Raw genomic sequence first — 18,300 nt, forward strand, 5'->3', positions numbered from 1 at the left:
GTAATGAATTCTATTTTGTAATTTTGGTGCCGAAAGTAGAATAGAATGTCAGAATTTAAAATGTTTTTTAGCAAAAAAATTAAAGAAATTATTGTTGCAGGGCTTTTGTCCTGTTTCATGATGCTGTTGGTTCAGTGTAATCCTGCCTATACCGGTAATGTGCAACTCAAAAATGGAGATCTGCTTTTTGTAACCGCAAAAGAATCCGGGCTTTCCGGAGCGATCAATAATGTTACTCAAAAACAAAAGACAGCTTCATTTGATCACATAGGGATTCTTGAAAAAGAAGGGAACAGGATGTTTGTTCTGCACGCTGCTCCTAAAGGGGGTTCTCAAAAGCAGGATTTGAACGATTTTATTAAAGATCAGAAAAAAGAAGGGCAGGAGGTGATTGTTTACCGATTAAAACCGGAATATCAGAAAACTATTCCTGAAGCTGTTAAAAAGGCAGAGTCTATGCTTGGAAAACCTTACAACTTCAATTATATCCTGGACGAAAACTCATATTACTGTTCAGATTTTGTGGAAAGGGCTTTTCGGGAAGAACATATTTTCAAATTGGAACCCATGACGTTCATTGATCCCAAAACAGGAAAAACAAATGCATTCTGGGAAGAATTTTATACCAAAAAAAATCTGAAAGTTCCTGAAGGAGAGCCTGGTTGTAATCCCAATGGACTGGCAGGTTCTGAGAAACTGGAAAGAATAAATAAACTTTAAAATAAGAGAGAAGCTGAAGAGGCTTCTTTTTTTTATGTTAAAGTTTTAAAAATATTAGTCTACTAATTTGGTGGACTAATATTTTTTTATATTTTTGTCACAGATTTACATGCAAAGAGCAATATGATCTGAGAAGTTTAACCAAAAAATGTTTAGCGATGATTACACCTAATCCGGGCCTGCAGGTTTTACAAAATAAAATAAACCTGCCTAAAAAAGAATTGTTATTGGAAATAGAGTTGAATGGCAAAATGAAATTTGAACATTTAATGAATACCATCTACAATCAATTGGGCATCTGTCATAGAGTGTTATCTGCTAATGTGGAGTATGTGAACGGATATAGTTTTGGTTCCGTCCAGTTATATATTAATGTCAGTTCAGAAGATTTTCAGCAGCTTGAGATCTATCTGAATAAAAATAAACTTATGAATACGACGGTGGAGTATATCTGCAGAAAGTATTTTTAAGTGAGATTCATATAGTTTTAATTACTCAAAGTGTCCGGTTTTTTATCGGGCACTTTTTATTTTACACTAAAAGTAGATTAAAGAACAATCATTAGCCGGGACAAAATTCCCTTTCTCTGGAGGGGTGGCAAAAATTCAAAGAATTTTTGACGGGGTGGTAAAACAAAAAAGCGCTCAGAGTACTCTGAACGCTTTCGTATTAAATAAAATAATTTTAAATTCTTTCGATATCGGCACCAATTGCTTTCAGTCTTCCATCGATATTTTCGTATCCTCTGTCGATTTGCTCGATGTTGTGGATAATAGATTTTCCTTCTGCGGAAAGTGCAGCAATAAGAAGTGCATTTCCAGCTCTGATATCCGGGGAAACCATCGTTGTTCCTCTTAACGGAGCTTCCTGGTTCAGTCCGATTACCGTAGCTCTGTGCGGATCACATAAAATAATCTGAGCTCCCATGTCAATTAATTTATCAACGAAGAATAGTCTGGATTCAAACATTTTCTGATGAACCAGAATACTTCCTTTTGCCTGAGTAGCTACCACCAAAATAATAGATAATAAATCCGGTGTAAATCCTGGCCATGGAGCATCCGAAATCGTAAGGATAGACCCGTCAATAAATTTCTGGATTTTATAATGTTCCTGAGCAGGAATATAGATGTCATCACCACTTTGCTCAAGCTCAATTCCTAATTTTCTGAAGGTATTCGGGATCACACCAAGCTGGTTCCAGTTTACATTTTTAATGGTAATTTCAGATTTTGTCATGGCTGCAAGACCAATCCAGGATCCGATTTCTACCATATCCGGAAGCATAGTATGCTCCGTTCCTCTCAGATAATCTACTCCTTCAATCGTAACAAGGTTAGACCCGATTCCTGAGATATTGGCTCCCATTCTGTTCAGCATTTTACATAATTGCTGAAGATAAGGTTCACACGCAGCGTTGTAAATTCTTGTTTTTCCTTTTGCTAAAGCAGCCGCCATTACAATATTAGCCGTTCCTGTTACAGAAGCCTCTTCCAAAAGGATGAACTTTCCCCTTAATTCTTTAGCCTTTAAAGAATAGAAATATTCCTCTTCATCATAATGGAATTCAGCACCCAGTTCAACAAGCCCCTGAAAGTGAGTATCCAGTCTTCTTCTTCCGATTTTGTCACCTCCCGGAGTTGGCATATAAGCTTCTCCATAACGAGCCAGCATTGGTCCCATCAGCATAATAGATCCACGTAATTTTGCTCCGTCCTTTTTGAACTCATTAGATTTTACGTAATCAAAATTTACCTGATCAGCTTTGAAAGTATAATCTCCCTGTCCGTTTTTAGTAATTTTTACTCCAAAATCCCCAAGAATTTCAATCAGCCTGTTGACATCATGAATATCCGGGATATTTTTGATTCTTACTTCTTCGTCAGTCAGAAGAACAGCACATAAAATCTGTAGAGCCTCATTCTTGGCTCCTTGTGGAGTTATTTCACCCTGCAATCTTTTTCCTCCTCGTATCTGAAATGTTCCACTCATTATTTTCTGTTTTTATGATTGTTATTATGCCTTCTTTTATTGGGCTGGTTGTTGTTATTATTGTTCTTATTATTGCTGTTGTTGCTGTTTCTATTGTTGTTATTGTTATTATTTCGGTTGTTGTTATTGCTGGTGTAATAGATTTTACTTTTTTCAAGAGAATCTATTCCCGTAAGATCCAACCTGTTTTCAGACAGTTCTTTCAGGTGGCGGAAGATAACATCATCCGTCACATGTTCTTTATTATAGACATTATAAGACTTCTTCATATTGTTGGCAATTACCTCGATAAGGGCTTCTTTTTCATCACCCGCTTCCAGTTCAATTGCTTTTTCTATCAATTGAAGAATACTTTTTCCGTAAAACTTAAAGTCACCCTGAAGTTTTGGATATTCCATTCTTTTAGGTTTTTCTGCCAATTGTTCTGGAGTAGGGAACGGATATGGAGAATCTACATCCAGATCATGATTAGCAAGAATATAAAGATGGTCCCAAAGTTTATGTTTATAATTTTCCTCGTCGCGAAGTTGTGGGTTTCTCTGACCCATAAAATCGATGATTGCCATAGCCATTTCGTTCCTTTCCTCTTTGGTAGGAAGTTCTTTGCAGCGCTCAACCAACTGTTGTATTATTCTGCCATATTCTGGCATATTAAGCTGAGTTTTTTGGGTATTGTATTCCATAGTATGCAAATATATGGATTAAAAGAAAAATGACTTCCAGAATCTTAAAAAATTATGATTTTTTAATGAAAATTTTAAATTACTTTCTTCTTGATTTATTAGTGAAAATTAAAATATTTCCCTTTCATTTGAATTTGTTTTCAATAAAATTGTACCTTGTTTAATAGATTGATAATTAATTATTACGATGAAAAAAACATATTTTTTCCTTTCCCTATTGGCTTTAGCGTTAGCCGGATCTTGTCAGAACACAGATGAATTGATTACGGAACCTTCCAGGCAGGAAGAAGTTCACAACAAAACAGTGAATGTAACTCATCATGATGGCCGTCCTTTCAGTACAGGAAATGAATTCGCGTCTATGCAGGGTAAATTTATAGCGGGTCCTGGTGGTGGAGTTCTGATGCAAGGCTTTTACTGGGATGTTCCTGAAGGAGGCAACTGGTGGAATACCGTTAAAGATAAATTAACAGCCTGGTCTGATGCCGGAATTGGTGCCGTATGGCTGCCTCCCGCTTCAAAAGCGCAGAACGGAGCTTACTCTATGGGATATGATCCTACAGATTATTATGATTTTGGAAATTTTAATCAGAATGGAAGTGTGGAAACCCGTTTTGGATCACGAACTGAGCTTGAAGCACTGATTACAAAAGCACATGCTGAAAGTATGCAGGTATACGCAGATATTGTGATCAATCATAATAGCGGCGGACAATCCGAAGCCAATCCTTTTACCGGAACCAATACATGGACTGATTTCTCAGGCGTTGCTTCTGGAAAATTTCAGAGAAACTACAATGATTTTTATAAAAATGCCTACGGAAATAATGATGAAGGGGCTTTTGGTGGATTTCCAGATCTTTCTCATGCTAATCCTCATGTTCAGGACTGGCTTTGGGGAAGAGATGATTCTGTCGCCAAATATTATAAAAATGTAATGAAATTTGATGGCTGGAGGTTCGATTATGTTAAAGGTTTTGGCCCTTGGGTCGTTAATACCTGGAATTCTAAAGTAGGTGGATTCTCCGTTGGTGAATTATGGGATTCTAACGTAAATACGCTGGAATGGTGGGCAAATAATGCAAACAGTTCCGTATTTGATTTTGCTGCTTATTATAAAATGGATGAGGCTTTTGATAACGGGAATTTAAACGTTCTGAATGATGATATGATGTGGAAAAGAAATCCATACAAAGCAGTCACTTTTGTAGCCAATCACGACACGGATATCATTAACAATAAAATGCCAGCCTATGCCTATATCTTGACCCACGAAGGCTATCCTACCATTTTTTACAGGGATTATGAAGAATGGTTAAACAAAGAAAGACTGAACAATCTGATCTGGATTCATAATAATAAAGCTACCGGAACAACTTCTATTCTCTACACTGATAATGATGAATATATTGCAAGACGAAACGGGTACAATGGAAATCCAGGATTGGTTGTTTATATCAATACATCATCAAGCTGGCAGGAAAGATGGGTAGAAACCAATTGGAGCAGCCAGCAGATCAAAGACTTTACCGGAAGTTCAGGCTGGTATCCGACGACTCAGGGAGATAAATGGGTGAAAATCCAATGTCCGCCAAATTCTTATTCTGTGTGGTCGCTGAATTTATAAGTAATGAATAATAGGTAATGAGTAATGAGTAGGGTGAAAATTAGTTTTTATAAACAATCCCAGCTTGTTATTATCCACTAAGCTTGTCATTCCGTAGGAATCTACACAACCTATTAATTTAATGTGTTGCAAGAAATTCTTACGGAATGATATTTTATAATAACTGAAAGAAATTTTCTGTAAGATACGATTACACCTGAATAAACTTTTTCTTCTGGTGCTGATCCGGCAAATAACACTTCTGGTTAGCCAGTTTCATTCTGTTTCGGGAAATGACATCATACACCTTGTCACTTAAAAATGCAGGCAGGATTTTTCCAATAAAGGAAAGTTTATACACTCCTCCCAATAAGTTAGCGATTTCCAGTACAGCCCGTGATTTGATCTGATAATATCGTCCCGGTTTCCATAGGTACATCGTATTGAAGATATTTGTTTCCAATCCTCTTTCGGATAAAAATTGCTGTCCGAATTCAGACTGAAGAGAAGCAAACATAAACTTATCCTTCTTATCCCGCTCCAAAATCCACTGCACCCAGAAATTACAGACTCCGCAATCTCCGTCAAAAAACACAATATGTTTATTTTCCCAGTTTTCCACGATATTATTTATTAAACATGATCCCTCTCTCCGTATCTTCTTTTACCTTTTTGAAGTATTGGACAAGTTCTGCTCGCTGTTCATCTGATAATTTGGCATTCTGATGTCCTAAATAATAAGACTCAAGCGGCATTTCTTTTTTCTCCACCATTTCTATACATTCTTCAAGTTTATGAAGCTGTCTTTTAGGCTCATATACTGCAAAGGTAGAAAAATTAAGATGTTTCCTGCCTTCATTTATATGATTTTTCACCCACCATGAAGCTGGGGAAATATTGGTATACCAAGGATATGCAGTTTCATTGGAATGACAGTCGTAACATGAAGTTTTGATGGTATGGGCAATTTTCTCCGGAGTGTTTTTTATCTTTAGAAAATCCATGCCTGGAGTAGGAGGAGGATTTGTCTTATCAATTGGAAAAAACTGAATGATGATAAAAGCAACAAGCACGACAATGATTATTTTTTTCATAGAGATAGTATTCATGTTTGATAATGATAAAGTTAACTAAATTATTTTTTACATAGAATTGAATTTGAAAATGGTTCCATTGTTTAAAATTTTTCCATTTACTATCGAATTGTATCTTACTACTAATTTCACCTTTTTTGAAGTCCTGTTACGTTGAGTAATTCTAAATTGAGCGCTATCCTTCTGTTTTTATTTAAGTTAATCTGAAAAATGACTACCTTAATACCACAATTTTGTCTTAATTCTGATGCTGTCGGAAATACATGTTTATAGTTTTTAACTATCGTTGAAATAAAAATTAATAGATTGTATTTATTACTTAAACGTTGTAGGTTTGTCATATTCTTACAACAGAGAACTTAAACTGTATTAATCAATATAAAATAAACGAAAATGGAAAAAGATTTGAATGACATCAGCAAATGCCCGTTTCATAATGGAACAATGAAGAAGAGTGTAGCAGGTGGCGGAACCCAGAATTCTGATTGGTGGCCGGATCAGCTTAGAGTAGATCTTCTGCGCCAGCATTCTTCCCTTTCTGATCCTATGGACAAGGATTTTGACTATGCCAAAGCATTTGAAAGCCTGGATCTGGAAGCGGTAAAACAAGACCTTCATGCATTGATGACAGATTCCCAGGACTGGTGGCCGGCAGATTTCGGTCATTACGGACCCTTATTTATCCGTATGGCCTGGCACAGTGCCGGAACCTATAGAGTAGGAGATGGTAGAGGTGGAGCAGGAGCTGGGCAACAGCGTTTTGCACCGTTAAACAGCTGGCCGGATAACGTAAGTCTTGATAAAGCAAGAAGATTACTATGGCCTATCAAGCAGAAATATGGAAGAAATATCTCCTGGGCAGACCTTTTGATTCTTACCGGAAATATTGCTCTTGAATCTATGGGCTTTAAAACATTTGGATTTGCTGGTGGCCGTGCAGATGTTTGGGAACCGGATTCCGATATATATTGGGGATCTGAGAAAACATGGCTGGGAGGTGATTTACGTTATGCTCATGGTTCGGAAGGAGTAGCAGAAGGACAGTCAGCAGTTCTTCCTACCGATGATAATGCAGACGGAGATATTCATTCAAGAAATCTAGAAAATCCATTGGCAGCTGTACAGATGGGACTTATTTATGTAAACCCTGAAGGTCCGGACGGAAATCCAGATCCTATTGCTGCCGCTAAAGATATCCGTGATACTTTCGGCCGTATGGCGATGAACGATGAAGAAACAGTTGCTTTGATTGCAGGAGGACACACTTTCGGTAAAACCCACGGAGCAGGTCCTGCAGACCATGTAGGTAAAGAACCTGAAGGAGCAGGAATTGAACAACAGGGATTAGGATGGTCAAGCAGTTATAAATCAGGAAGCGGTAGAGATGCTATTTCCAGTGGTCTGGAAGTGACCTGGACAGAAACTCCGACTCAATGGAGCAATTACTTCTTTAAAAACCTTTTTGAAAATGAATGGGAATTGACAAAAAGCCCTGCCGGAGCTCACCAATGGGTAGCAAAAGATGGGGCAGATATTATTCCTGATGCATTTGATGCTGACAAAAAGCATAAACCAACAATGCTTACAACAGACCTTTCATTGAGGCTGGATCCTGTTTACGAAAAAATTTCAAGATATTTTTACGAAAATCCTGATGCCTTTGCAGATGCTTTTGCAAGAGCATGGTTTAAATTGACCCATAGAGATATGGGACCGCGTGCCCGTTATCTGGGATCTGATGTTCCACAGGAAGAATTAATTTGGCAGGATCCTATTCCGGAAGTAAATCATGAATTGGTTGACGGAAATGATGTGGAAACTTTGAAATCAAAAGTTTTAAATTCAGGATTAAGCAATGCTGAGCTAATATCTACAGCCTGGGCTTCTGCTTCTACTTTTAGAGGAAGTGATAAGCGTGGTGGTGCCAATGGAGCGAGAATCAGACTGGAACCTCAAAGAAGCTGGGAAGTAAATAATCCTTCTCAATTGAATAAGGTATTAAACGTACTGGAAGGAATTCAAAAAGAATTCAATGACTCTCAGAATGGAGGTAAGAAAATCTCCTTAGCAGACCTGATTGTTTTGGCAGGTAATGCCGCGGTAGAAGCTGCCGCAAGAAATGCCGGACAGGATGTGAAAGTTCCTTTTGCTCCGGGAAGAATGGATGCTTCTCAGGAACAGACGGATGTAGAATCTATGGGATATCTTGAACCTATTGCCGATGGATTCCGTAATTACCTGAAAAGAAGATTCACAGTGTCTACAGAATCTTTATTAATAGATAAAGCCCAATTGTTGAGTCTTACAGCTCCTGAGTTAACAGTATTAGTAGGAGGAATGCGTGCTTTGGATACGAACTTTGACGGTTCAAAACATGGTGTATTTACCAGCCGCCCGGGAGTTCTTACCAATGATTTCTTCGTAAATCTTTTAGATATGGGAACGCAATGGAAAGCAATGTCAGATGACAAACAACTTTATATGGGAACTGATCGCTCAACCGGCCAGCCAAAATGGACAGCAACCCGTGCGGATCTTGTTTTCGGATCCAATTCTGAGCTAAGAGCAATCGCTGAGGTATATGGAAGTAGCGATGCACAAGGAAAATTTGTAAAAGACTTTGTAACAGCGTGGACGAAAGTGATGAATCTGGATAGGTTTGATCTGGTTTAATAAATAAAAATGAAAAATGGAAAAGACAGCAGTAATGCTGTCTTTTTTTGTATATCGAAATATTGGTAATACAGATATTTTATCACAAATGTATTAATCATTATATTTATAAATGACCATTCTTTATAGAGTTTGTAAATTTGAATACCGTTAATGAGAAAGGTTAAAAAAGAGATGAAAACAAAAGAACTTATCAATACGGTTGTTTTGATTACCTTAAAAAATAAAAAGGTATTTGATGGTATATTGGTTGATATATCAGATAATTGGTGCTATATAAAATATATTCCTGTAGATTATGTGGTGGATGGTTTTGTACTGATCAGCCGGAGATATGTTAAAAGCATTGAAAGATCGGATGATCACAATTTTAAAGAAAATATATTGAGATTAAAAGGAGCGATTACTGCAAAAAGTATTGAACTAAATATTGATGATAGTATAAGATTACTATCGGATATGAAATCTAAAGTCGAGCTTATTCAAATTGAGCTTAAATATCCCGATAAATGTTATATTGGTAAAATTGATCTTGTTAAAGAACATTCATTCAAAGCAAGATTACTGAGTCCCAAGGCCAATTGGTTGTTAGTAGAATCTTTTCTGTATAAAGAAATACGGGCCATTTATTTTGATAACGATTATGTTAATTCTTTACAACTGGTATTATCTCCTATTTCAAATCAGGACTAGATATAATTATAGATATATAAAAACAAAAACCATCCTTAAAAAGGATGGTTTGTAGTCAAAAGCGAACAAATGTCGAACCAAATAGTTGACGACCTTATAGTTCTATCAAAGCTTACATCATAAAAACACATTCGTAATTATAGTATTATTCTAACTGATTTGCCATTATATTCGGTGGTATTTTGAGATTTGAAACGATGTAAATTTTCTAATCTAAATTTTGAATTTATTTTCTCAAAATCTCGTATCATCAATCAAAGTTTCATAAATTTACGAAGTATGAGTTTAATGTAACAAAATATGAAAATTGGATATGCACGCGTTTCAACTAAAGACCAAAATTTAGATTTACAAATTGAAGCTTTAGAAAAAGCTGGTTGCGAAAAAATTTATCAGGAGAAAATTTCAGGTGCAACAAAGAATCGCCCCGAACTTGAAAGTATGATAGCTCATTTAAGAAATGGCGATGAAGTTTATGTTTGGAGATTAGATAGAATGGGTAGAAGCTTAAAACATATTATTGATTTAGTATTAGATTTAAGTGGTAAGGGAATTGTTATAAAAGGCATTTCAGACGGTGTAGACACTTCAACTATGAGTGGAAGGCTTTTTCTCAATATTATGGCTTCTTTGGCTGAATATGAAAGAGAATTAATAAGAGAAAGAACTAATGCCGGTTTGCAATCCGCAAGAGCAAGAGGAAGAACCGGAGGGAGACCAAAGGGATATACAGATAAAACAATTTCTAAATTATTAGTTATGCGGTTGGTTTATAAAGATCCAACAAAGTCACCTGAAGATATTTATAAACCACTTGGACTAACGAGGGCAACCTTTTACCGATATGCAAAAGTTCTTGACAATCATACAGATAATGAAATTAAGAAAATGGCAATTAAAAAATAATAAGATACGCCAATAGATTGCGTAGTAAGAATATATTTTTGAATACTAAATATATTAAAAAGTAAATTGTAAAATGTCGATTAATTGGAACAGTATAAATGATGGGCTTCGACCTGAAGCCGAAGAACCCGTTTTACTTGCTAAAGAACCTACTGAAGACTTAATTAATAATTGTAGAGTTGGTTCATTGATAGTACATGAAGATTCGGGGGAGGTAGGATGGTTTGTAGGAAATGATTGTCATGTAATTACATTATCTTCTAGAACATATTGGGCATATTTAAATGAAAAGGCACTTTCTATTCCAGATACTGATGATGAAAAGATACTTATAAACTGCCTACAGGAGTATATGTTAAAGCTTCAATATTTTGAAAAGAAATTTCAGAAACTAAGTGAATGTATGATGACAAGTGGTAAAGGTACATATCCACTAGATTACTTTATTGCAGGAATTTTAAATAGAAGCCTTTCTCTCATTTATGGTTTTGATACTTTACTTAGATCTGTAAACTTTATTGGTGCTCTGCACTTGGTCAGACCACATCTTGATAATTATTTAAGGCTTTCAGCTTCGTGGTTAGTAGATAATCCACATGATTTTGCCAAAGATGTTTGGGAAGGAGTTGCCGTCAGAAATATTAGAGATAGAGATGGAAAAAAAATGACCGATGCATATCTTAAGGAAAAAGCTACAGCAGAATTTTCATGGATAGAAAACGTATATAATGAGACATCAGGGTTTGTTCATTTCAGTAACAAACATATAATGAATGCAACAACTTTATCTTCTGAAAAAGAAAGAACACTTAGAACATTTATTGGCAAAATAGATAATAATGTTTCTTACCAATCTAAGATAGAAGCTGTGATCGGTATGATCGAAATTTCAAATTTAATATCAAGTAGAGTATACGGCTGGATTGCAACAAAAAGAATAGAAGGATAACAATACCAAAGAAATTAATAGATTTTTGCTTAGCCTAAAACCTTATTAAGGGAATATTTATAAAAATCTAAAAACACGATAATCTAAAGAATATGAATATAAAAAAATTAATAGAAAGTGTAATTTATCAGTTAGCAAATAATGAACCGATTTCGTCAATAGTACCAAAACTTCAAGTTATTTCAAAACTTTTAAAAAATGAAGAATTTAAAATTTGGATTGATAATGAATTTATATATGGTTACGCTGAAGAATCCGAAATTCCAGATTATCGAAATGTAAAAATGTCAAGTATTATTGCAAGTTTCTTACATCATCAAGGATTTGGTAGAATTCTACAATATTCGAATTTTGAAGTTCCTATTATTAATCTCGGAATAGAAAACTATAAAGAAATAGCACATATTCCAGTCAGGCAAACTGTGTTTTCTATAGATCGGATTTTAACTGAAAATAAAGGGAATATACATCTGAGCTTAACACAATATGAGAAGCTACTTATACAGCAGAAAATTTTACAGAATTGCGAAATTAGTAACATAAATAAAATTATCTCTCGTGAGTATTTTCTAAATATTATCAGCAAAGCTAATGCAAAGCTTTTAGATATGTTTTTAGAATTAAATGAAACAGTATTCGAAAATGAAATAAACTTTAACATAATGGAAAAAAAAGAAGAAATATCTCAAATTGTAAACCACACTATAAATACAGGAGTATATATAACCGAAAACTCAACTGCAAATATTAAAGATTCTAATATTCTAGGAGGTAGTAATAATCATTTTGGCTTTTCAGATGATTTTAAGAAACAGATTTTAGAACTTACCGAAAAGGTAGAAGAATTATCTAAAGATGTAGAAGTTGATAGGGATGATATCGCATTTGAAATTTCAAAAATAAAATTGCAACTTGAGAAAGGCGAGTCTCCTAAGCTTATAAAATCGGCATTTAATGCTATTAAAGGTATCGCAAGCAGTGTTGCTGCTGACAAAATTAGAGAAGTGATAAACCAATCATTACCAAATATCTCATTCTAATTACAGTAAAAATTATTTATAATAATCTCAAAAAACGATAAAAAAGCCATATTATAATCATAGTATTTATGCAATAATTTGTATTTATGCATACAAAACTAGCATATATAAAAAAACATAATAATTTAGCTTTAATATAATGGCAGGTAAAGCAACCAGTATAGAAGACCAAATCAAAAAGCTTTTTGAAAGAGGTATGGATTTAGACTTAGGAGAAGTAAAAATCAAGGAAATTTTATTAGATATCGGGTACTATCGATTAGGATTTTATTGGCATCCTTTTGAGGCTGATGAAAATCATAACTTCGTAAAAGGAACTAAGTTTTCTACAGTTATTGATCTATATTATTTAGATGTAGATTTAAGATACCTACTAATCAAATATATAAATAGATTAGAATTACACTTCAGAACTAATCTAATATATTGGGTTTCTATGCATTATGATAATAATGCGATTTGGTACACAGATCCTTCTATAATGTCAAATGAATATTTGAAAGATATAAAAGCACACTACAACAAAAATTTTAAGACAAAAAATATTCAAATTAGTAAACATCACATAAAGTATCCAGAAGATAGTTATGCACCCTGTTGGAAAACTTTCGAATACTATACATTTGGATCAATAGTAAAAATATATGAGCATATTATCGATCAAGATGTAAGGAAAAAAGTCTCATTACAATATTCAATGAAAAAACCCGATAGGCTTCAAAATTTTTTAGATACTTTAGTTTTTGTCCGCAATAGTTGTGCACATAGTGGTGTGATATATGATTTACATATTGATGAAGGTGTAGCTGGTATTCCAAATATACCATTTAACAATGATTACAGTCATAGTCTAGATTCAGCAATAAAAGCATTACTTTATCTACTAAATAATATTTCGAATACTCGAAAGAATGAACTTGAAAATAAATTAGATGAATTATTTAAGAAGTTTGAAGGTAATCCTGTTATAAAAGATATTATTGAAAAAAAGTTGGGATATAGTTATATAATTAAAAAATAGTTGTATATTTGTGCTATAATAGTGTCCCATTAATCATTTGCATTCGTGGTGCACTCAAAAAAAATAAACAGCCTTAGATACTATCTGAGGCTTTTTTTATTACTTATTTGTTCTGAATATATTTTTTTAAGTTATGAAAGTATTATAGCATCCACATTTTTTCAAAATTATTATGTAACTAAAAATCTCAAAAAACGATGAATCAAAAAAATAACGAAACAGTAAATATTGAACTATCAAGCGATGTGATTTCCCTTTGGAGGGAGAATGATGAATCAAAATATTCAGAATTAATAAAAGAGCTAGAGGATTCAGATGATTTGGTTACATTTCTCTGTAGATATCAAAAAGATGGGTGGATAGCGGAATCTATCAACCAAATTGAATTAACTGGAAATTCTAATGAACTCCAAATAAGCTACAACATAAACTTTTTTAGTGGCTGTAAAGACATTGACGAAGATGATATAGATTATATAGTGGTTGAGTATAAAGTTAATTTAGAAAATGAAGAAATTGAAATAATTGGAGATGCAGTTCCGGAAGAACGTTCTACATTAGACGAATTTTAAATTTATTATAAAATAAATCTCCAAAAACGATGTATGAAAATTTAAATTAAATAATAAAATATGAACATATATACTTTTAGAGAGCTAGAACTAAAATGCGGCGAATTTATATACTTAGTAAATGAAAGAGGAGAAGGATTTTCTGGAGTATATGAAGGAGAATACGATAATGCAAACGAAACATTTAAATTTAATAATAGTTCGAATGGAATAATAGAAACTATTTACATTGAAAATCTACAAGTTTTACAACGAATGTATTAGCAAAATCTCAAAAAACAATGAAGTAAAAGATTAAGGGATACTTTGTAATTTTATTTTATGAAACTGCCACATGAACTAGAGGATGAATACGTAAAAGATGTTCTCTATAACCATTCGTTAGAAAACCTTCCTGATGAACAATGGAAGCCGATTGAAGGTTTTGAGAATTATGAAATATCCAATTATGGAAGAGTGAAAAGCCTGAGCCGTCTTTCTCATGTATCATTAGGAAAAGAACATTGGGTCACCGAAAAGATCCGGAAGTTGCTTTTTACCAAACAGTATAATAATTATCTGAAAGCCGATGTTTATAATGTGCACTGCGGATTATCTTTGGATGGTCGTAAGTATACAAGATCTGTTGCTCGGTTGGTGTATTATCATTTTGTTGAAAAGTTTGATGTCGAGGATCGCTCTTTTGTGATTTCGTATAAAGATAATAACGTATTTAATAAGCATAGCAGTAATTTAGATAAAATTTCAGTCAAAGAGAAACGTCTTACTACCTTTCGCAAGGATCGATCAAGAAACTTGCATGTTGATTACATGAAGCCTGTCAGTCAATATACTGTAGAAGGAGAATTTATTGCGAGTTTTGAAAGTATATATGAAGTGGAAGAAAAATTGGGTATTGCTTGCGAAAGTATTATGGACGTTATAAATAAAACCAACTTAACGTCAGGAACATTTCGATGGTTTTTGCGAGATAATCCTCCGAAAAAAGAGGATTTTTACATGGTCAAAACTTCAGATATCTCAAATGGTTTATTTAACAAGTATCTTTGGGAGAAGCTGGGTAAACCCAAAATTGATAAAAAGAATCCACCATCATGTTTTAATTTGTCAGTTAAAGATATTCTTGGAGAGTACTGGGTTCCGGTTCCCATTTCCGGTTTTGAATCTCGATTTGTCATATCTAATAAAGGTAGAGTAAAACGGTTAAGTAGATGGATTTCAAAAGGAAGGGTTATGTTTTTGCAGGAAAAAATATTATCTCAAAAATTGATTATTAATAGTAAAAAAACGTACTCTCTATCATGTACATTAAGTAATGCAGGGAAATATGTTCGGGTTGTAATGAGTAAATTGCTCTATTGTTGTTTTGTAGAAGAATTTGATTTATCAGACAGAAATTTGATGGTCGTAAATGAAAGTGATCCACTATGGGATATTGATATTTCAAAACTCTCGCTGCATCCGGCTAATTATGTGCTGAAGGAAAAATATAGAAATTATAATAGACATGGTTTTCATCCCAGATATAAAAATAAAATCTCAAAAAACGATAATATGACAGAAAATTACATTCAATATGCAGATGGCTATCAAAAAGACAATATTGATGAAAAGGATATAGTACAAGCTATATCAGACATTCAATTAATGGATGACGAACATGGAGCATTTTGGGTTTCAGTTATGACCGATGATGAAAATGTAATTGAAGTAAATAAAGATTTATCACTATTTGTAATTTTTGAAAAACAACAAACACAATATCAAGCTAATGATTGGAACGAAGTCCATGAACTTTATAAGCTACTATTGATGGAAAAGTTCGATGTAATAACCGAGAAAGTAAAATAGAACTGAATAAATCTCAAATAGCGGTCCAACATGACAAAAATTTTGGCAATTATCATATTTTCCTTATTCTCATTAACAACTTATGGACAAACGAAAATGCGTTCTATTGATGAATTAATAAACAATACAGACCCCGGTTGGCAACTTGTAAAAGGATGGATAGATTCTGCTAAAAACAAAGTGGAAATATTGCCAGTCGACACAAGCAAAGCAAAGGATGCTCTATATAAAATTCAAGTTACAACCCGTTCTCCAATGGGTGCAATTGTATACATGACAGGTGGACTTTTAGTTGACAATGGATGGATTAGAATTCTTGGTTCGGGTAGTGATAAGTTGAGAAGGTCCTTGCCGGAATGGAATAAAGGAAAAGGGTTTAAGGATTTTGGGCATCCGACCCCCTATCTTTTAATTGCTGATGATGCGATGGGTGGTTTTTTTATTCTTAATGGAGGCGGACTTGGCAACGATTTGGGAAAAGTTTATTATTTAGGCCCTGATAATTTGGAATATGAACCGCTTGATCTTTCATACACTGATTTTTTGAATTTTTGTTTTAATAATAATCTTGATAAATTTTATGAAGGGTACAGATGGGCAAATTGGAAATTAGATCTATTAAAACTTGAAGGTGATAAAGTTTTTAGTTTTTTTCCTTACTTATGGTCTGAACAAGGTAAAGATATAAATAAAGTATCCAGAAAAGAAGTTCCAATCGAAGAACATTATAAATTAACTCTTGAGTTCAGAAAACAGCTTGGACTTGATTTGGAGAAATAAAAAACTATTACCAATAAGAATTTTAAAATGTAAAGTTTAAGTGATATTCTTACATAGCCCACCATTATAAATCTAAATAACTACATAAAAGCTAAATCTTAAAATTTTAGAAGTTCGCCTTTCAGTTGAACACCTAAAATTTTGGTATGTAGATAGCTTCGTTTTCTGCCATACCTAAGCAATTACTAAAAACCAAGCAAGGTACAATAATAAAAGATTTTCTTAAAAATCAATTTAAAATACATACAATTTTAATAGCTACATGTAGAATTTAAGAGAAGATTTGAAAATTTGTTAGGAAGAATAACTTTTCAAAATTGCGAATCCGCACTACGAGTTTTTCGATAGTTATAATTAACTCGTAGTTTGCCATTTCTAATACAATTATTAGAAATGCAAGAAGTCCACTAAAAGCGGACTTCTTGCATTTTTTATCAGGAAAAGAAATTAATTTTAACCGACCAATACCTAGTGCTTTTCAATTTTTATTTTGAGAATTTATTTCTCCACAATATTGTAGGAGTTAAAGTTTTAGTACGAAATCAATAGTATCTAACTAAATCCAATGATAAGTTTTATCTTTTCTGTTTAGATAGCAGTACATCTCTTCTTTTTTCATTTCCGGAAAAAATTCTACAGCTCTACTGATTGCATAATTAGGGAGAAAATGAATTTCACCTCTAATTGTATTTACAACTTTTTCACGACCGTAGTATTCTATAATTTGATCAATCTCATTTTGTCCTCCTCTTTCTATAATTCGAGAAATAATAGGGATATATGCTTTCTCCCAATCAAGTTTCCTAAAATTGGTATCCCAAAAGAATTTTGGATGTATTTTTGGCACGACTTTTCTCTTTAATCCCATACTTTAAATATAACGATTTTATCTCGTTACTACAACAAAATCACCTTCTAAATCCTTTTCCTTTGTTTTTTAGAACAACTTTTTTTTCAGCTGAATTTCTAAATTTTACATTAGGATTTAGTACAGCTTCCTTAAGTCTTTCTTGCATTGTTTTCCATTTGTGCTCTTTTCCGTGAACCATTGAAACATCGTATTCTTTTCTAATCCCATCAAAATAAACTAATGAGTGTGCTGCTAAATTTGAATTTCCGTTGTATTTCGCTTGGTAGCTATTTAAATATGACTGTAGAGGTTTTTCTTCAAGAAGAAAATACATATCTACGAAATCCTTTAATCTTTCTCCACTTTGAAATATTGCGTGAAGTTTCATAGCACCAATGTCGTCATTAGAAATCATTCTTATATTTTCTGAGATTTTATCCATTGTTATGATAGGATATTTATGAGCTAAAAGATCAACTTTTATATCTTTAATATAGGTCATTACGGTATTCTCAAAAACAATTTCGTTAGTCGCTTCGTATTCTTTTTGTAAATGGCGTATTAAGGCGTATGAGTCAAAATCCCTTGTAGTAAACAAATCAATATCTACAGATAATCTATGCCCTAATTTTAAGGCTAAAGCCGTACCGCCTACCAAAGTGAAATCTTTTAACATTTCATCTTTCATAAGTTTTTGCAAGAGTTCCCACATCTCCTTACTAACAGTTTCTTTATGTAACATATTTCATTTTTCAGAAAATTAATCCTGAAAATGAGGTATGTCTGTACAATGGCATTGCAAGGAACTATTTGGCTTGATTATCAATAAAAATCTAAATTATCAGCTTTTCATTGATGGAGATATTAATA

18 protein-coding genes are annotated in these 18,300 nt (G+C 33.5%); 12 read left to right on the forward strand and 6 right to left on the reverse strand.

Annotated features, from left to right (window positions below; all coding sequences use genetic code 11):
- Nucleotides 1-45 precede the first annotated feature (45 nt).
- Nucleotides 46-720: a YiiX/YebB-like N1pC/P60 family cysteine hydrolase gene (locus GFU89_RS08020; RefSeq protein WP_318846635.1), complete on the forward strand. Its 675-nt coding sequence runs from the start codon at nucleotides 46-48 to the stop codon at nucleotides 718-720.
- Between the two features lie 158 nt (nucleotides 721-878).
- On the forward strand, nucleotides 879-1,190 hold the full coding sequence (locus GFU89_RS08025; protein ID WP_047378941.1) for an NIL domain-containing protein: 312 nt from the start codon (nucleotides 879-881) through the stop codon (nucleotides 1,188-1,190).
- A 214-nt stretch (nucleotides 1,191-1,404) separates the two neighbouring features.
- On the opposite strand, the gene murA is transcribed toward GFU89_RS08025, so the two are convergent.
- Together murA and GFU89_RS08035 are read right to left on the reverse strand one after the other, a co-directional pair.
- Nucleotides 1,405-2,712: a UDP-N-acetylglucosamine 1-carboxyvinyltransferase gene (gene murA, locus GFU89_RS08030; RefSeq protein WP_318846636.1), complete on the reverse strand. Its 1,308-nt coding sequence runs from the start codon at nucleotides 2,710-2,712 to the stop codon at nucleotides 1,405-1,407.
- Nucleotides 2,712-3,395, reverse strand: a complete 684-nt coding sequence (locus GFU89_RS08035; RefSeq protein WP_318846637.1) for a DUF4290 domain-containing protein — start codon at nucleotides 3,393-3,395, stop codon at nucleotides 2,712-2,714. Before GFU89_RS08035 ends, murA begins: the two co-directional genes overlap by 1 nt.
- A 187-nt stretch (nucleotides 3,396-3,582) precedes the next feature.
- On the opposite strand from GFU89_RS08035, the gene GFU89_RS08040 reads away from it, so the two are divergent.
- Nucleotides 3,583-5,022: an alpha-amylase gene (locus GFU89_RS08040; RefSeq protein WP_318846638.1), complete on the forward strand. Its 1,440-nt coding sequence runs from the start codon at nucleotides 3,583-3,585 to the stop codon at nucleotides 5,020-5,022.
- A 190-nt stretch (nucleotides 5,023-5,212) separates the two neighbouring features.
- On the opposite strand, the gene GFU89_RS08045 is transcribed toward GFU89_RS08040, so the two are convergent.
- Together GFU89_RS08045 and GFU89_RS08050 are read right to left on the reverse strand one after the other, a co-directional pair.
- Nucleotides 5,213-5,623 carry a thiol-disulfide oxidoreductase DCC family protein gene (locus GFU89_RS08045; RefSeq protein WP_318846639.1) on the reverse strand — a complete coding sequence of 137 codons (411 nt, stop codon included), beginning with the start codon at nucleotides 5,621-5,623 and terminating at the stop codon, nucleotides 5,213-5,215.
- A gap of 4 nt (nucleotides 5,624-5,627) precedes the next feature.
- Complete coding sequence (locus tag GFU89_RS08050) at nucleotides 5,628-6,095, reverse strand: heme-binding domain-containing protein (RefSeq protein ID WP_318846640.1); 468 nt, start codon at nucleotides 6,093-6,095, stop codon at nucleotides 5,628-5,630.
- Nucleotides 6,096-6,488: 393 nt separating this feature from the next.
- Between GFU89_RS08050 and katG the strand changes: the two genes are divergently transcribed.
- The 9 genes from katG to GFU89_RS08095 all read left to right on the forward strand — a co-directional run bounded on the left by katG (nucleotide 6,489) and on the right by GFU89_RS08095 (nucleotide 16,580).
- Nucleotides 6,489-8,768, forward strand: coding sequence for a catalase/peroxidase HPI (gene katG, locus GFU89_RS08055; protein WP_318846641.1), 2,280 nt, complete (start codon nucleotides 6,489-6,491; stop codon nucleotides 8,766-8,768).
- 174 nt (nucleotides 8,769-8,942) lie between these two features.
- The gene (locus tag GFU89_RS08060) at nucleotides 8,943-9,461 is read left to right on the forward strand and encodes a hypothetical protein (RefSeq protein ID WP_318846642.1); all 519 of its coding nucleotides are present in this window, start codon (nucleotides 8,943-8,945) and stop codon (nucleotides 9,459-9,461) included.
- 300 nt (nucleotides 9,462-9,761) lie between these two features.
- Nucleotides 9,762-10,367 carry a recombinase family protein gene (locus GFU89_RS08065; RefSeq protein WP_318846643.1) on the forward strand — a complete coding sequence of 202 codons (606 nt, stop codon included), beginning with the start codon at nucleotides 9,762-9,764 and terminating at the stop codon, nucleotides 10,365-10,367.
- A gap of 73 nt (nucleotides 10,368-10,440) precedes the next feature.
- On the forward strand, nucleotides 10,441-11,316 hold the full coding sequence (locus tag GFU89_RS08070; RefSeq protein WP_318846644.1) for a hypothetical protein: 876 nt from the start codon (nucleotides 10,441-10,443) through the stop codon (nucleotides 11,314-11,316).
- Nucleotides 11,317-11,408: 92 nt separating this feature from the next.
- Nucleotides 11,409-12,356 carry a hypothetical protein gene (locus tag GFU89_RS08075; RefSeq protein ID WP_318846645.1) on the forward strand — a complete coding sequence of 316 codons (948 nt, stop codon included), beginning with the start codon at nucleotides 11,409-11,411 and terminating at the stop codon, nucleotides 12,354-12,356.
- A gap of 139 nt (nucleotides 12,357-12,495) precedes the next feature.
- Nucleotides 12,496-13,377 carry an Abi family protein gene (locus GFU89_RS08080; RefSeq protein ID WP_318846646.1) on the forward strand — a complete coding sequence of 294 codons (882 nt, stop codon included), beginning with the start codon at nucleotides 12,496-12,498 and terminating at the stop codon, nucleotides 13,375-13,377.
- Between the two features lie 197 nt (nucleotides 13,378-13,574).
- Nucleotides 13,575-13,949 (forward strand): hypothetical protein, encoded by a 375-nt coding sequence (locus tag GFU89_RS08085; protein WP_318846647.1) that lies wholly within the window; start codon nucleotides 13,575-13,577, stop codon nucleotides 13,947-13,949.
- 321 nt (nucleotides 13,950-14,270) lie between these two features.
- Nucleotides 14,271-15,800, forward strand: coding sequence for an NUMOD4 domain-containing protein (locus GFU89_RS08090; RefSeq protein WP_318846648.1), 1,530 nt, complete (start codon nucleotides 14,271-14,273; stop codon nucleotides 15,798-15,800).
- Nucleotides 15,801-15,830: 30 nt separating this feature from the next.
- Nucleotides 15,831-16,580, forward strand: coding sequence for a DUF2625 domain-containing protein (locus GFU89_RS08095; protein WP_318846649.1), 750 nt, complete (start codon nucleotides 15,831-15,833; stop codon nucleotides 16,578-16,580).
- Between the two features lie 556 nt (nucleotides 16,581-17,136).
- Here GFU89_RS08095 and GFU89_RS08100 read toward each other — a convergent pair.
- On the reverse strand, nucleotides 17,137-17,448 hold the full coding sequence (locus tag GFU89_RS08100; RefSeq protein ID WP_318846650.1) for a DUF6922 domain-containing protein: 312 nt from the start codon (nucleotides 17,446-17,448) through the stop codon (nucleotides 17,137-17,139).
- A 40-nt stretch (nucleotides 17,449-17,488) separates the two neighbouring features.
- Nucleotides 17,489-18,172: a nucleotidyl transferase AbiEii/AbiGii toxin family protein gene (locus GFU89_RS08105; RefSeq protein WP_318846651.1), complete on the reverse strand. Its 684-nt coding sequence runs from the start codon at nucleotides 18,170-18,172 to the stop codon at nucleotides 17,489-17,491.
- Nucleotides 18,173-18,300: the final 128 nt, after the last annotated feature.

This window comes from Chryseobacterium sp. JV558 (assembly GCF_033712365.1).
Classification (GTDB): domain Bacteria; phylum Bacteroidota; class Bacteroidia; order Flavobacteriales; family Weeksellaceae; genus Chryseobacterium.

Bases quoted from the DNA above. Each gene is read 5' to 3' on its own strand.
- GFU89_RS08085 (WP_318846647.1), top strand. From the start codon at position 13,575: ATGAATCAAAAAAATAACGAAACAGTAAATATTGAACTATCAAGCGAT.
- GFU89_RS08020 (WP_318846635.1), top strand. From the start codon at position 46: ATGTCAGAATTTAAAATGTTTTTTAGCAAAAAAATTAAAGAAATTATT.
- GFU89_RS08080 (WP_318846646.1), top strand. From the start codon at position 12,496: ATGGCAGGTAAAGCAACCAGTATAGAAGACCAAATCAAAAAGCTTTTT.
- GFU89_RS08105 (WP_318846651.1), bottom strand. From the start codon at position 18,172: ATGTTACATAAAGAAACTGTTAGTAAGGAGATGTGGGAACTCTTGCAA.
- GFU89_RS08025 (WP_047378941.1), top strand. From the start codon at position 879: ATGATTACACCTAATCCGGGCCTGCAGGTTTTACAAAATAAAATAAAC.
- murA (WP_318846636.1), bottom strand. From the start codon at position 2,712: ATGAGTGGAACATTTCAGATACGAGGAGGAAAAAGATTGCAGGGTGAA.
- GFU89_RS08075 (WP_318846645.1), top strand. From the start codon at position 11,409: ATGAATATAAAAAAATTAATAGAAAGTGTAATTTATCAGTTAGCAAAT.
- GFU89_RS08040 (WP_318846638.1), top strand. From the start codon at position 3,583: ATGAAAAAAACATATTTTTTCCTTTCCCTATTGGCTTTAGCGTTAGCC.
- GFU89_RS08100 (WP_318846650.1), bottom strand. From the start codon at position 17,448: ATGGGATTAAAGAGAAAAGTCGTGCCAAAAATACATCCAAAATTCTTT.
- GFU89_RS08090 (WP_318846648.1), top strand. From the start codon at position 14,271: ATGAAACTGCCACATGAACTAGAGGATGAATACGTAAAAGATGTTCTC.
- GFU89_RS08060 (WP_318846642.1), top strand. From the start codon at position 8,943: ATGAAAACAAAAGAACTTATCAATACGGTTGTTTTGATTACCTTAAAA.
- katG (WP_318846641.1), top strand. From the start codon at position 6,489: ATGGAAAAAGATTTGAATGACATCAGCAAATGCCCGTTTCATAATGGA.
- GFU89_RS08050 (WP_318846640.1), bottom strand. From the start codon at position 6,095: ATGAAAAAAATAATCATTGTCGTGCTTGTTGCTTTTATCATCATTCAG.
- GFU89_RS08070 (WP_318846644.1), top strand. From the start codon at position 10,441: ATGTCGATTAATTGGAACAGTATAAATGATGGGCTTCGACCTGAAGCC.
- GFU89_RS08095 (WP_318846649.1), top strand. From the start codon at position 15,831: ATGACAAAAATTTTGGCAATTATCATATTTTCCTTATTCTCATTAACA.
- GFU89_RS08065 (WP_318846643.1), top strand. From the start codon at position 9,762: ATGAAAATTGGATATGCACGCGTTTCAACTAAAGACCAAAATTTAGAT.
- GFU89_RS08035 (WP_318846637.1), bottom strand. From the start codon at position 3,395: ATGGAATACAATACCCAAAAAACTCAGCTTAATATGCCAGAATATGGC.